This window comes from Salipiger sp. (assembly GCF_048261495.1).
Taxonomy (GTDB): domain Bacteria; phylum Pseudomonadota; class Alphaproteobacteria; order Rhodobacterales; family Rhodobacteraceae; genus Salipiger.
This window is the reverse complement of record NZ_JBLXFX010000008.1, coordinates 35,903-49,402: the sequence shown is the minus strand read 5'-3', so window position 1 is coordinate 49,402 and position 13,500 is coordinate 35,903. Positions and strand designations below refer to the sequence as shown.

12 protein-coding genes are annotated in these 13,500 nt (G+C 68.9%); 5 read left to right on the top strand and 7 right to left on the bottom strand.

From position 1 onward, the window contains the following. Positions 1-16 precede the first annotated feature (16 nt). Positions 17-1,219 carry an aminotransferase class V-fold PLP-dependent enzyme gene (locus ACN0RJ_RS16335; protein WP_417724927.1) on the bottom strand — a complete coding sequence of 401 codons (1,203 nt, stop codon included), beginning with the start codon at positions 1,217-1,219 and terminating at the stop codon, positions 17-19. Positions 1,220-1,478: 259 nt separating this feature from the next. Between ACN0RJ_RS16335 and ACN0RJ_RS16330 the strand changes: the two genes are divergently transcribed. The 3 genes from ACN0RJ_RS16330 (at position 1,479) to ACN0RJ_RS16320 (ending at position 4,897) form a co-directional block, all read left to right on the top strand. Beyond that, positions 1,479-3,575 carry a 4Fe-4S binding protein gene (locus tag ACN0RJ_RS16330; RefSeq protein WP_417724926.1) on the top strand — a complete coding sequence of 699 codons (2,097 nt, stop codon included), beginning with the start codon at positions 1,479-1,481 and terminating at the stop codon, positions 3,573-3,575. Then, positions 3,572-4,444 carry an FAD:protein FMN transferase gene (locus ACN0RJ_RS16325; protein WP_417724925.1) on the top strand — a complete coding sequence of 291 codons (873 nt, stop codon included), beginning with the start codon at positions 3,572-3,574 and terminating at the stop codon, positions 4,442-4,444. Before ACN0RJ_RS16330 ends, ACN0RJ_RS16325 begins: the two co-directional genes overlap by 4 nt. A 90-nt stretch (positions 4,445-4,534) precedes the next feature. Further along, a complete protein-coding gene (locus tag ACN0RJ_RS16320) occupies positions 4,535-4,897 on the top strand; it encodes a c-type cytochrome (RefSeq protein WP_417721719.1) in 363 nt (120 codons plus the stop codon). Positions 4,898-4,972: 75 nt separating this feature from the next. Here the strand turns inward: ACN0RJ_RS16320 and ACN0RJ_RS16315 are convergent, their stop codons facing one another. The 6 genes from ACN0RJ_RS16315 to pedF all read right to left on the bottom strand — a co-directional run bounded on the left by ACN0RJ_RS16315 (position 4,973) and on the right by pedF (position 11,104). Then, complete coding sequence (locus ACN0RJ_RS16315; protein ID WP_417721720.1) at positions 4,973-5,761, bottom strand: FAD binding domain-containing protein; 789 nt, start codon at positions 5,759-5,761, stop codon at positions 4,973-4,975. Between the two features lie 97 nt (positions 5,762-5,858). Beyond that, positions 5,859-8,219, bottom strand: coding sequence for a xanthine dehydrogenase family protein molybdopterin-binding subunit (locus ACN0RJ_RS16310; protein WP_417724924.1), 2,361 nt, complete (start codon positions 8,217-8,219; stop codon positions 5,859-5,861). A 95-nt stretch (positions 8,220-8,314) separates the two neighbouring features. Then, positions 8,315-8,800, bottom strand: a complete 486-nt coding sequence (locus ACN0RJ_RS16305; protein ID WP_417721722.1) for a (2Fe-2S)-binding protein — start codon at positions 8,798-8,800, stop codon at positions 8,315-8,317. Positions 8,801-8,892: 92 nt separating this feature from the next. Beyond that, positions 8,893-9,426, bottom strand: coding sequence for a CoxG family protein (locus ACN0RJ_RS16300; RefSeq protein WP_417721723.1), 534 nt, complete (start codon positions 9,424-9,426; stop codon positions 8,893-8,895). Positions 9,427-9,512: 86 nt separating this feature from the next. Further along, entirely contained in the window at positions 9,513-10,418 is a 906-nt protein-coding gene (locus tag ACN0RJ_RS16295; RefSeq protein ID WP_417721724.1) for a substrate-binding periplasmic protein, read from the bottom strand. 2 nt (positions 10,419-10,420) lie between these two features. Then, complete coding sequence (pedF, locus tag ACN0RJ_RS16290; protein ID WP_417721725.1) at positions 10,421-11,104, bottom strand: cytochrome c-550 PedF; 684 nt, start codon at positions 11,102-11,104, stop codon at positions 10,421-10,423. A gap of 172 nt (positions 11,105-11,276) precedes the next feature. Between pedF and ACN0RJ_RS16285 the strand changes: the two genes are divergently transcribed. Continuing rightward, the gene (locus tag ACN0RJ_RS16285) at positions 11,277-12,449 is read left to right on the top strand and encodes an ABC transporter substrate-binding protein (protein ID WP_417724923.1); all 1,173 of its coding nucleotides are present in this window, start codon (positions 11,277-11,279) and stop codon (positions 12,447-12,449) included. A 77-nt stretch (positions 12,450-12,526) separates the two neighbouring features. After that, positions 12,527-13,489 carry a YVTN family beta-propeller repeat protein gene (locus ACN0RJ_RS16280; protein WP_417724922.1) on the top strand — a complete coding sequence of 321 codons (963 nt, stop codon included), beginning with the start codon at positions 12,527-12,529 and terminating at the stop codon, positions 13,487-13,489. Positions 13,490-13,500: the final 11 nt, after the last annotated feature.

Sequence of the window (13,500 nt, the reverse complement as noted above, 5' to 3'; positions counted from 1 at the left end):
CGCAGGCGCGGGCCGATCAGATCACTTTGTCCAGCGCCTCGATCAACCGCGCGACCTCGTCCTCCGAGGTGTAGTGCACGAAGGACAGGCGCAGAACGCCCCGTTCCGGGTCCACGCCCAGAGCCTGCAAGGCCCTGACCGCGTAGAAATCCCCGCCCCCGGCCATGATCCGGTGCTCTGCCAGCGCCGCCGCGACCGGCTCCGCAGGCCTGGCGAGGTCGAGCGCCACGGTGGGTGCCCGCAGCGCCGCGTCGCGCGGGCCGAGAAGGCGGACGGAGTTGCGCTCGCCCAGCCAGTCGAGCAGTGGCTGCAGCAGCGTCGTCTCGCGCGTGCGCATCGCCCCGGCGACCTCTCCCGCCGCGATGCCGTGATGGCGTGCGACGTCCTCCACGTAGTCGACCATCCCGGCACAGGCGGCGATCTGGGCGTGGTCCGGCCCGGCGGGGGTAAAGCGTTTGTAGAGCGCGTCGCCGTTGAAATAATGCCCCTGGTTCGGCAGGGTTTCGGCCAGCGCGCGGCGGATCACCATGATGCCCTGATGCGGGCCGTAGGTCTTGTAGGCCGAGAACAGGTAGATGTCGCAGCCCAGATCCCCGACATCGGGAAAGCCGTGCGGCGCATGGCTGACCCCGTCGACGCAGGTAAAGGCCCCGGCGGCATGGGCAAGCGCGGTGATCTCGGTCACCGGGTTGATTTCGCCCACGACGTTGGAACAATGGGGAAAACACACCAGCCGGACCTTCTCGTCCAGCAGGGGTTCGAGCGCGGCGGGATCGAGATGCCCGGTCTCCGGGTCCATCTTCCATTCGCGGATCTCGATGCCCTCGTCGGCGAGGCGCCGCCAGACGCCGCTGTTGGCCTCGTGATCCTGGTTGGTCACCACGATGGCCTCGCCCGGTTGCATGAACCGGCGGAAGGCCTGCGCCAGCACGTAGGTGTTCTGGCTGGTCGAGGGGCCGAAGCTGACCTCGGCCGTCTCGACGCCGAGCAGACCGGCCAGGCGGCGGCGCGCCTCGTCCATCTCCGCGCCGCCCGCCATCGAGGCGGGAAAGGGCGCGTAGGGTTGAACCTTGCGTTCGCGGTAGAAACGGGTCAGCCGGTCGGTCACCTGGCGGCAGGGATAGGACCCCCCGGCATTCTCGAAGAACGCCCAGCCGTCGAGCGCAGGTTGCGAAAACGCGGGAAACTGCGCGCGAACGAAATCCGGATCCAGCATCATCCCTCTCCTTTCTGGCACGGGCCGTCCGGTCATGGGGCCGTCCGGTCACGGGCGGACAAGAGCGGTGAACGGCGGTGCCGTCAAGCATCCGCTTGCCCGCGGCGGCCCTGTCCTTGCGGCAGCCGCGCGCCCGGTGGAGGTCCGGGGTCGGCGCCATGCCCTGCGACATTGGTCCCGACGCCCCGGGCGTGGCTGCAACCAAGGTCGCATTTCCCCGCGCGCCCGCGCCGCAATAGGCTCCCCCGCGAGGGAGGACGACATGGCGGGACGCATCATCATCGCGGCGCTGGCCTTGCTGCTGGCCTTTGCCGCCCAAGCGGCCCCCCTGTCGCGGGACGAGATCGCCGCCCGCATCACCGCTCCGATGGAACTGGGCGCGGAACTGACCGGAGACGGTGTCTATGCCCTGCTGAATTCCGGCGGCACACAGGTCGGCTACGTGTTCGAGACGGCCCCCCTCGCCCCGCTGCCCGGCTTTTCCGGGGGGCCCATCGACATGCTGGTGGTGCTCGACCTCGAAGGGCGCTTCCTCGACGTGCAACTGCTGCACCACAACGAGCCGATCTTCGTCTCCGGCCTCGGCGAAGCCCCGTTCCGTGCCTTTCTCGAACAATATCAAGGCCATTCCATCAACGAAAGCCTCGTCGTCGGCACCCCCTACGGCGGCGCGGCACAGGGCGGGCAGCTGACCTATCTCGACGGTGTGACCAAGGCCACCGCCTCGGTCCGCATCGCGCATGAAAGCATCCTTGCCGCCGCGCTCAAGGTCGCGCGGGAAAAGATGTCGGGGGTCGCCTCGACGCCCCCCGCCGCGCCGGACCCGGACCACGACGAGGCGCTGACCTTCGAGGATCTGCGCGACGGCGGCATCCTGACACATCACGTCGTCAGCAATGCCGCGTTGCAGTCGCGGTTCGACGGCACGCGCTGGCAGTTCGACGATCCCCAAGCGCTCGCGGAGCCCGACGCGCCCTATCTCGACCTCTGGATCGCCGACCTCGGCCCGCGCTCCATCGCGCGCGCGCTGCTGTCGCCCGACGGGCTGGAGGAACTGGACCGCTTCCGCGCCATCTCGCCGGATGACGAACCGATCCTGATGATCGAAACCGCGCGCCACGGCCTCGTGTCGCCCGACTTCGTGCGCAACACCGCGCCCGACCGGATCGGCGCCGCCCAGGACGGCTACCCGGTTGCCCTGCGCGACGCGGATCTGCTGGTGGACCTGGCCGAGACCGTGCCCGAGGCGCTGCGCGAGGGCACCGCGATGATCCTGCGCACCGACCGGCGTCTCGGGTTCGATCCGGCGTCCCCCTTCACCGTGACCATCGAGGCGGTGCGCGAACACGGCATGTTCCAGCCCGAGATCGGCACCGTCGAACTGACGGTCGAGCACGCGACGCCCGAGCGTTTCTTTTCCCGGCCCGTGCAGGCGCGGCGCCTCGGCCCGTTCGAGGAGGCGGTGCGCAACCGTCGGGGCGATCTGGAAATCCTTGCCGCGGGGCTCGCGGTGCTGATCCCGACGCTGCTGTTCTTCCAGTCCCGCCTGGCGGGTGCGCGCGCCTATCCCGCGATCCGTCTCGGCATTCTGGCGGCCGTGCTCGGCTTTGTCGGCTGGTGGGGGCAGGGTCAGCTTTCCATCGTCACGCCGCTGGCGGTGCTGCAGACGGCGCTGGCCGGGGGAAGTTTCGCCTTCCTTCTCTACGACCCCTTCTCGCTGCTGGTCTGGGTCGCGGCGATCTCGGGGTTCCTGCTCTGGGGGCGCGGGCTGTTCTGCGGCTGGCTCTGCCCCTTCGGCGCGCTTCAGGAATTCGCCCATCACGCCGGCCGCCTGTTGCGCCTGCCGCGATGGGAGCCGTCCCGACTCTGGGACCAGCGCCTCAAGGTGGTGAAATACCTCGCCCTCGCGGGGCTCGTCGCCGTCACCATCCTCAGCCCCGGCCATATGGACAAGGCGGCAGAGATCGAACCCTTCAAGACCGTCATCACCACCTATTTCCTGCGCGAATGGTATTACGCGGCCTATGCGGCCTTCTGGCTGGTGCTGGGGATGGTGACGTTCAAGGGGTTCTGCCGCTACCTCTGCCCGCTCGGGGCGCTCATGGCGATCGGCGGCGCGCTGCGCCTGCGTCGCTGGATTCCGCGCCGGGTGGAATGCGGCTCCCCCTGCCAGCTCTGCCGCGTCAAATGCAACTACGGCGCCATACGGCGCAGCGGCGAGATCCAGTATGACGAATGTTTCCAGTGCCTCGACTGCGTGACGATCCATGACGACACCGCGCAATGCGTGCCGCTGATCCTCAAGTCACGCGCCGCCACGCGCCCGCCGCGTACGGCGGGAGGAGTGCCCGCCGAATGAACCGCCGCCGCTTTCTCAGCCTCTCCGCCGCTTTCGCCTGCGCCCCGCACCTTGCGGTGGCCGATGTCTGGAGCGGGCGCGCGCTCGGCGCGGAGTGCCGCGTCACCCTCACCGGCCCGAGGCAGGAAACCGCCGCGGCGCTTGCGCGAATTCCCGGCATCCTCGCAGGGATCGAGGGGCATTTCAGCCTGTTCGCGCCGGACTCGGATCTGGCGCGACTCAACGCGACCGGGAATCTGGACCGGCCCGCCGCCGCCGTCCGCGCCCTTTTCGACGAGGCGGACCGCGCCCATGCCCTGACCGGCGGCCTTTTCGACCCGACCGTGCAGCCGCTCTGGCAGGCGCTCGCGACGGGCCGGGCGCCCGGCCCGGCCCGCGCACTGATCGGCTGGCACCGTGTCCGCCGCGACGCGGCCCGCATCACCCTCGCGCCCGGTCAGCAACTGACCTTCAACGGCATCGCCCAGGGCTCTGCCAGCGACGCGGTCCGCGCCGATCTCGCATCGCGGGGCTTCACCGGGGCGCTGATCGACATGGGCGAGATCGCGGCGCTGGGCGGGCCGTTCCGCATCGCGCTGGAGGATCCCGCCGCCGGTCCCCTCGGGCAGCTCAGCGTCACCGGAACGGCGCTGGCCACCTCCAGCCCCGGCGCCCTCCGGCTCGGGAAAGAGGCGCATATCCTCGCGCCGGACGGGCGGCGCCCGCTCTGGTCGGCCGTCACCATCGAGGCCGACAGCGCCGCGCGCGCCGATGCGCTTTCCACGGCGGCGGTCTTCATGGAGGCGGGCGCCCTCTCCCGCCTCAAGCACGCGGCGGGCCTGCACCGGATCACCGTCGTCGACCGCGCGGGCAACCTGCGCAGCCTCTGAGCCGTCGGCGTCCCTCCGCCGCCCGGCCTGACGCTGCGGAACGCCGCGCCCGCCCCGCACGTTTCCCCCGCAGCCAACGGGAGTAGACCCATGCACAAGCCCATCCTGACAGCCGCCCTTCTGAGCCTGGCCGGCCCGGCCCTCGCGCAGGACGACACGGACCCGCAAACCGCCTACAACAACCACTGCCGCACCTGCCATTCGCAGGACGAGGGCGACAACCGGCTCGGCCCGAGCCTGCACGCCATCCTCGGCAAGAAGGCCGCCGCCACCGAAGGCTACGCCTTCAGCGACGCGCTCGCCGGGGCGGACATCACCTGGGACGAGGCGACGCTCGACGCCTGGATCGAGAACCCGGACGCGGTCGTCACCGGACACCGGATGAAACCCTATCCCGGCATTTCCGACCCCGGCATCCGCGCCGCCATCATCGAGCAGCTGAGCGACGGCTGACCGAAACCGCAGACAAGGAAAAACCCCCGCCGGCAGCGCCCGCGGGGGTCCTTTCCGTGCAATATACGCGCCCGTTCAGCCCGCGGCGGTCACCGCGCGCTTGGTCATCACGGCGACGAGATGCGCGCGATAGGCGCCCGATCCGTGCAGGTCGCCGATCATGCCGTCTGCCGGCACCGAAAGCCCGTCCAGTGCGGAAGCCGAGAAATCGGAGGACAGCGCCGCCTCGGCCTCGCTCCAGCGGAACACGCCCTCTTCCGAGGCGCCGGTCACGGCGACCTTCACCCCGTCGGCGTATTTCGCCACGAACACCCCGACCAGCGCAAAGCGCGACGCGGGCTGTTCGAACTTCATGTAGGCGGCCTTTTCGGGGATCGGCAGCTTGACGGCGGTGATGATCTCGCCCTCTTCCAGCGCCGTGGTGAACATGCCCTGGAAGTAATCGTCCGCCGCGATCTCGCGGCTGTTGGTGACGATGGTCGCACCGGAGGCCAGCGCCGCCGCCGGATAGCAGGCGGAGGGGTCGTTGTTGGCGAGCGAGCCGCCGATGGTGCCGCGGTTGCGCACCGCAGGGTCACCGATGTTGCCTGCCAGCGCCGCCAGCGCCGGATAGCTCGACGCGGTTTCCGCGGCCACGGTGCCGTGGGTCGTCCCGCCGCCGATGGTCAGCACGCCGCCCTCGGACGACACGCCCTTGAGCTCCTCGATGGCCGTCAGCGACACCAGCGTAGCGGGCGATGCCAGCCGCTGCTTCAGCGAGGGGATCAGCGTCTGACCGCCACCCAGGGCCTGCGCCTCTTCGCCGCCGAGGGCCGTCACCGCATCGGCAACGCTCTTCGGCCTCACGATCTCGAATGAATACATCTCGTTTCCTCCACTGCCGGTTCGAAGCCCCTGCTTCTTCCGGCTGCAAATATCCTCGGGGGGTCCGGGGGGCAGACAGCCCCCCGGTCCGGCATCCTCAAGCGTTGATCGCCGACCAGACGCGATGCGGCGACACCGGCATGTCGATATGCTCCACCTTGTAGCCGCCGGCGTTCAGCGCGTCGAGCACCGCGTTCACTACCGCGGGCGGAGAGCCGATGGCCCCGGCCTCGCCGCAGCCCTTCACCCCGAGCGGGTTGTGGGTGCAGGGCGTGACGCAGGAATGGTCGACCGCGTAGAACGGCACATCCTCGGCCCGCGGCATGGCGTAGTCCATGTAGGACGCGCTCAGCAGCTGACCGTTCTCGTCGTAGACGCAGCTCTCGAGCAGCGCCTGCCCGATGCCCTGGGCGATGCCGCCGTGCACCTGGCCTTCGACGATCATCGGGTTGATGACATTGCCGAAATCGTCCGCCGCGGCAAAGCGCTCGATGGTCACGCGGCCGGTCTCGGGATCGACCTCGACCTCGCAGGCATAGGCCCCCGACGGATAGGTGAAGTTGGCCGGATCGTAGAAGGCCGTCTCCTCCAGTCCCGGCTCGATATCCTCGAGCGGATAGTTGTGCGGCACGTAGGCGGCAAGGGTCACATCCCCCCAGGCCACCGACTTGTCCGTGCCCGCAACCGAGAACTTGCCGTCCTTCAGCTCGATATCGCCTTCCGAGGCTTCCATCATGTGGGCCGCGATCTTCTTGGCCTTGTTGATGATCTTCTCGGTCGCGCGGACCATGGCAGAGCCGCAGACCGCAAGGCTGCGCGACCCGTAGGTGCCCATGCCGAACGGGATCTTCGAGGTGTCGCCGTGCACGATGTCGATCATGCTCTCGTCGATGCCCAGCATCTCGGCCACGACCTGCGGAAACGCCGTCTCGTGGCCCTGGCCGTGGGAATGCGCCCCCACCATGACCGAGATCGAGCCGGTGGCATTCACCCGTACCGTCGCCGCGTCATAGAGACCGGCCCGCGCACCGAGCTGCCCGACGAGGTTCGACGGCGCGATGCCGCAGGCCTCGATGTAGCAGTTGATGCCCATGCCGCGCAGCTTGCCCCTGGCTTCGGACTCGGCCTTGCGGGCGGCAAAGCCCGGACGGTCGATCATCTCTTCGAGCTTGTCCATCGTCGCGATGTAGTTGCCGGTGTCGTATTCCACCGCCACAGGGGTCGCGTAGGGGAACTGCGTGATGAAGTTCTGACGGCGCAGGGCGATCGGGTCGACGCCCAGTTCGCGCGCGGCCTTGTCCACCACCCGTTCGAGCTGGAAGGTCGCCTCCGGGCGGCCCGCGCCGCGGTAGGCGTCCACCGGCACGGTGTTGGTGAAGACGGCCTTGACGTTCACCTGCACCGCCGGCGTGCGGTAGTTGCCCGCCATCAGCGTGCCGTGCAGCCAGGTCGGCGTGCAGGAGGCGAAGGTCGACAGGTAGGCGCCCATGTTGGCGTAGGTGTCGGTGCGCAGACCGATGAAATTGTTCTCCGCGTCCAGCGCCAGCTCGATCTTGCTCACATGGTCGCGGCCATGCGCATCGGACATGAACGCCTCGGACCGGGACGAGGTCCATTTCACCGGGCGGTTGATCTGGCGCGAGGCGAAGGTGACGAAGGCTTCCTCGGCATAGTGGAAGATCTTGGTGCCGAAGCCGCCGCCCACGTCGGGCGCCACGACGCGCAGCTTGTGCTCGGGGATGCCCAGCACGAAGGCGCCCATCAGCAGCCGGATCACGTGCGGGTTCTGCGAGGTGGTGTGCAGCGTGCTCATGTCGTCGGCGCGGCTGTATTCGCCGACCGCGACGCGCGGCTCCATCGGGTTCGCCACGAGGCGGTTGTTCACCAGCTCCAGCGTGGTGACATGGGCGGCCTCGGCAAATGCCTTGTCGATGGCCTCCTGGTCCGAGCCGAACTGCCAGTCGTAGCAGAGGTTGTCGGACAGATCGTCATGGACCCGGGCGGCCCCCTCGGTCAACGCGGCCTTCATGTCGACCACGGCGGGCAGTTCGTCGATGTCGACCACGATGGCCTCGGCGGCATCGCGCGCCTCCTCCAGCGAGTCCGCGACGATCGCGGCGATCGGGTCACCGACGTGACGCACCTTGCCCTGCGCGAGGACGGGGTGCGCGGGTTCCTTCATCGGCTCGCCGTGCTTGTCGGTCACCTGCCAGCCGCAGGGAAGACCGCCGATGCCCTCGAAATCCTTGCCGGTGAAGATGCGCACAACACCGGGCATGCCTTCGGCGGCGCTGGTGTCGATGCCGGTGATGGTCCCGTGTGCCACGTCCGAGCGCAGGAAGTAGCAATAGGTCTGACCGTAGATGTTGATATCGTCGGTATACTTCCCGGCGCCGGTCAGAAACCGCACGTCCTCGCGGCGTTTCTGGCTCGCGCCGATGCCATGATCCTTCGGCATGTCCTCAAATCCTCCCTTGGGGCGACGGGGTCCGGCCCCGCCGTGCAAAACCTGGGTCGGGCGGGGGGAGCCCCCCGCCGGTCACTCCGTCACCGTCACTCGGCCGCGATGCCCGCCACGTCCTGGCCGCTTGCGGCCATTATCGCCTTCACGATGTTGTGGTAGCCCGTGCAGCGGCAGATGTTGCCTTCGAGGTAGTCGCGCACCTCGTGCTCGGTCGGCTTTGGGTTCTCCTTGAGAAGCGCCGCCGCGGTCATCACCATGCCCGGCGTGCAGAAACCGCACTGGAGACCGTGATGATCCTGGAACGCCTGCTGGATCACGTTGAGCGTGCCGTCCGCATTGGCCTGGCCTTCGATCGTGCCGACCTCGGCGCCGTCGCATTCGGCGGCGAACATGGTGCAGCCCTTGACGCTCCTGCCGTTCACGTGGATCACGCAGGCCCCGCATTGCGAGGTGTCACAGCCAACATGCGTGCCGGTCAGGCGGAGTTCGTCCCGAAGGAATTCCGTCATGAGCATGTTGCCCCTGACCTCCTTCGAAACGGCCTTGCCGTTCACTTTCATGGTCACCTTGGTCATAAGGTCCTCCCTGGGTATCCTGTCGTCTTTGTCGTTGTTCACCGGGACGGGCGGCGCCCTGTCCCGGCAGAGTGCTCACGGGACGCGCGGCGTCAGCCCGACACCATGCGCTTGAACCAGCCCTTCTTCTTGCCCTCCTCGGCGGCATCCCCCTCGGCCGCGGGGGCCGCATCGGGATCTGCGGGGCCTTCGACCGCATCCTGGAGGTTGGTAAAGAACTGATCCGCCATCTTCTTGGCAAATCCGTCGATGATGCGCGAGCCCAATTGCGCGAGCTTGCCGCCCACCTTGGCCTCGACATCGTAATGCAGCTGCGTGCGGCCCCCGCCGAGGTCGGTCAGGGTCACGTCGGCCCCGCCCTTGGCAAAGCCGGCGGCGCCGCCCTTGCCCTCGCCGGTGAGGGTCAGGCTGTCGGGTTCGTTGCGGTTCGACAGGGTGACCTGCCCCTTGAAGGTCGCCTTCACCGGGCCGACCTTCTGCACCACCGTCGCCTCGAAACCCTCCTCGGGCGAGCCGGTCATCTCGGTGCAGCCGGGGACGCATTGCTTCAGCACCTCGGGGTCGAGGATCGCCGCCCAGACCACCTCGCGGGGGGCGTTGATCTCGCGGGTATCGCTCAGTTGCATCAGGTTGTTCCTCTCTCCTCGGGCCCACAGTAGCAGTTGGCGCTCGCGGGCATATTAGACCAATGGCGTACCCGTCCGTCGGAGGGTCACCGTTCCGGCATGGCGTGACTCAGCCCGTATGATGCGAAGATTGCCGCGATCCGTCCGTCCTGCAACCCCGCAGATATCGCGTCGTCGACCGCGTAGCCGAGGGCACGATACGCAAAATGCACGCCGACCCCGAGGGTCCAGCGTGCCTTGGCAAGCCCGGCGAGCGGCGGCTCGTGGATCGCGACGCCCTCCCCCCGGCCCCATTCCAGTTGGGCCAGCGGGCCCATCGCGGCCATGACCTCGCCGCTGTTCAGCGCCGCCATCGCCTCGGCCATGGTGGGGTAGCGCCGCACCCCCGCCGCGGTCTGTCCGCCGGCGAAGGAGGTGAGGTAGAAATCCGAGATCGAATCGTTCTCGACCGCGACCGTGTCGAACCGGAAATAGGCCGGCACCGGACCGCCGTCCGGGTACTCGGCCTCGCGATAGGCGATGGCGATGCCCTCTCCGGCATATTGCCCGGTGAACACCACCTGCTCGACCCGGCACTTGAACGCGCTGTCGTAGGGTACGCGCATCATCACGTTCGACACGCTGCCCCCGACCACCGGACCCTTCCAGAGATAGCTGCGCAGGTCGGTGTCGAGCGTCTCGCCCGCGGCGACGAAATCGAAGCGCGGCGCCACGCCGATCTCTCCGGCGATCAGCCGGGCGATCTCCACGTCGACACCGCGCGGCTCGGTGCCCTCCATCCAGGAATACGGCGGGAAATCCTCGTAGACCGCGAAGCGCATGAAGCCGCGGTCCAGGATCGTGTCGAGATCCTGCCCGACCACGTCGCGCCCGGCATTCCGGGGCTTGGGCTGGGGGACGTAATCGGCACAGGGATCCGCCGCAAACCCCGGCGACGGCGCGAGGAGGAGCGCCGCCGCCAGGGCGCCGAGCATGGCGCGCAGGGGGCCCATGCTCAGTGCGCGGCAGAAAGGCCGATGGTCAGCGCCTCGGCCGCATGCCGGGTGCCCTCGGGCGTGCCGTCCAGCAGCGCCGCGGCCCGCGATGCCGCGCTGTCGGCGATCGGCGCCCCCGAGACCGTGGCGATCCCGCCGGCGATCTCGTCCAGCCGCGCCTTCAGCGCCTCGGCATCCCCGTCCCCCGACGCCAGCGTGTCGCGGATCTGCTTCAGCTCGTCGCTGACCTCGGCAAGGCTGTCGTCGTCGGGGCGGGTCTCGACATAGGTGCGGATCGCCCAGGCCGCCTCCTGCCCCAGCAGTTCGCCGAAGGCCGGCATCTTGGTCACGCCGTTCTGCGTGTAGCCGGTGCGGAAGCGCTCCACGAACCACTCGTCGCCGAATTCCTCGGCCTCGAGGAACCGCAGGTCCGGTGCCAGCCCGCCCGAGATCACCTCGAGCCCGTGGCAGCGGGCGCAGTTCTGGTTGTAGCCCGAGGCGCCGATCTTGACGGCCTTGGCCCAGGCCTCCTCGCCCGCCGCTTCGGCGCGATAGGGGTTCTCGGTCAGCCACTCGTCGCCCAGTTCGGGCAGGCCGGCGGTGTCCACGGGCTGCGGCGCGACATCGCCATGGGCCAGCGCCATCCCGGCGGCCATCGTGGCGGCAAGCGTCGTCATAAGGCGCTTCGTGATGGGGTTCGTCATGTGCGTTTCCTCCCGGATCGTTCGCGGTCTCGTCCTCTCCCCCTACCTAGCCGCAGCGCGGCAATGCCCGAAATTGGACTTTCGTGGCGCGGCGGCGGCGCGCGCCTGCACCATGGTCGTATTGAGGTCGCACCCGCACCCCGGCACGGTTCCCACCAGGAGGAGACCACCCATGCTGAAGGCCTGCATCACCGCCGGACTGGCGGCCCTCGTCACCTGCGCGCCCCTCTCCGTTTCGGCGCAAACGGTCGAGATCGCCTGGATCAAACGCCTCCTGACCGCGCCGCCGACCCTGTCGAATCTCGAACCGGTGCCCGAAGACCTCGGCCGCGCCGGGGCCGAGGTGGCGCTGGCGGAAAACGCCACCACCGGGCGCTTCCTCGGACAGGACTGGACGCTGTCGCAGGCCGAGATCCCCCCCGGAGCCGACTTTGCCGGAGCGGTGGCCGCGGCCCTCGCCCGCACCCCCTACGTGATCCTCGACGCGCCCGCCGCCGATGTCACCGCCGCCGCCGACCTGCCGCAGGCGGCCGGGGCGCTGCTCTTCAACAGCTCCGCCCCCGACACGGCGCTGCGCGGCGTCGATTGCCGCGCCAACCTGCTCCACACCCTGCCCTCGCGCGCCATGCTGGCGGATGCGCTCATGCAATTTCTCGTCATGCGCCGGTGGACCGATCTGGTGATGATCGAAGGCACCCTGCCCGGCGACACCGCCTGGGCCGAGGCGCTGCTCGCATCCGCCCACAAGTTCGGCCTCGAGATCCGCGCCCGCAAGCCCTGGGCCTTCGACGCCGACATGCGCCGCAACGCCAGCGATGAAGTGCCCCTCTTCACGCAGGACTTCGGCGACTACGACCTGCTGCTGGTCGCGGACGAGATCAACGACTTCGCCCGCTACCTGCCCTACAACACCTGGCACCCCCGCCCGGTCGCGGGCTCCGAAGGGCTGGTCCCCGCCGCCTGGTCCCCCGCCGTCGAGCAATGGGGCGCGGCACAGCTGCAATCCCGTTTCACCGACGCGACCGGCCGCGCCATGGCCCCGCGCGACTACGCCGCCTGGGCGGCGGTCCGCACCCTCGGCGAAGCGGTCACCCGCACCTCCTCCGCCGACCCCGCGACCCTGCGCGACTACATCCTCGGACCGGAGTTCGAACTGGCCGGTTTCCAGGGTCGTCCGCTGACCTTCCGCGACTGGGACGGTCAGTTGCGCCAGCCGGTCCCGCTCACCACGCGCGGCGCGCTGGTCGCCTCCGCCCCGCTCGACGGCTTCCTGCACCGCACCAACGAACTCGACAGCCTCGGCACCGACCGACCCGAAAGCGCCTGCTCCGCCTTCGGCACCTGACTCCCGGCCTCTTCTGGCCGCAAATATCCCGGGGTCCGGGGCAGCGCCCCGGTCCGGCCCCACCGAAAGGACACCGCATGAGGCGCATCGCATCCCTCGCCGCCCTCCTCCTGGCCTCCGCGGCACAGGCGGACGAGATCTGGATCAGCAACGAAAAGGACAACACCCTGTCGGTGATCGACACCGCGACGCTCGAAGTGACCCGCACCATCCCCACCGGAGAGCGTCCGCGCGGAATCACCTTCAGCCACGACCACAGCCGTCTCTACATCTGCGCCTCCGACAGCGATGCGGTGCAGGTGATGGACCCGGTCTCGGGCGAGATCCTGTTCGACCTGCCCTCCGGCGAGGACCCCGAACAATTCGTCCTGCATCCCGACGACCGCCACCTCTGGATCGCCAACGAGGACGACGCCGTCACCACCGTGGTCGATGTCGAGACCCGCCGCGTCGTCGCGCAGGTCGACGTGGGCATCGAACCCGAGGGCATGGCCGTTTCGCCCGACGGCGCAACCGTCGTGACCACCTCGGAAACCACCAACATGGCGCACTGGATCGACACCGCGACCCAGCAGATCTACGCCAACACACTGGTCGAATCGCGCCCGCGCCATGCCGAATTCGTCAAGCACGGGACCGAACTCTGGGTCTCCTCCGAGATCGGCGGATCGATCACCGTCTTCGACACCGCGACCCGGGCCGAAAAGGCCCGGATCACCTTCGCGATCCCCGACATCCACGCCGACCGCATCCAGCCGGTGGGCTTCGAGCTGACGGCCGACGAATCCCTTGCCTTCGTCGCGCTCGGACCGGCCAACCACGTGGCGGTGGTGAACGCCGAAACCTACGAGGTCGAGGATTACATCCTGGTCGGACGCCGGGTCTGGCACATGGCCTTCGACGGCGACAAGTCGCGGCTCTTCACCACCAACGGCATCTCCGGCGACGTGACCGTCATCGACGTGGCAAGGCGCAAGGCGCTGAAGACCATCAAGGTCGGCCGCTTCCCCTGGGGGGCCGCCTTCCGCCCGACCCCCTGACCGGGGCGCCG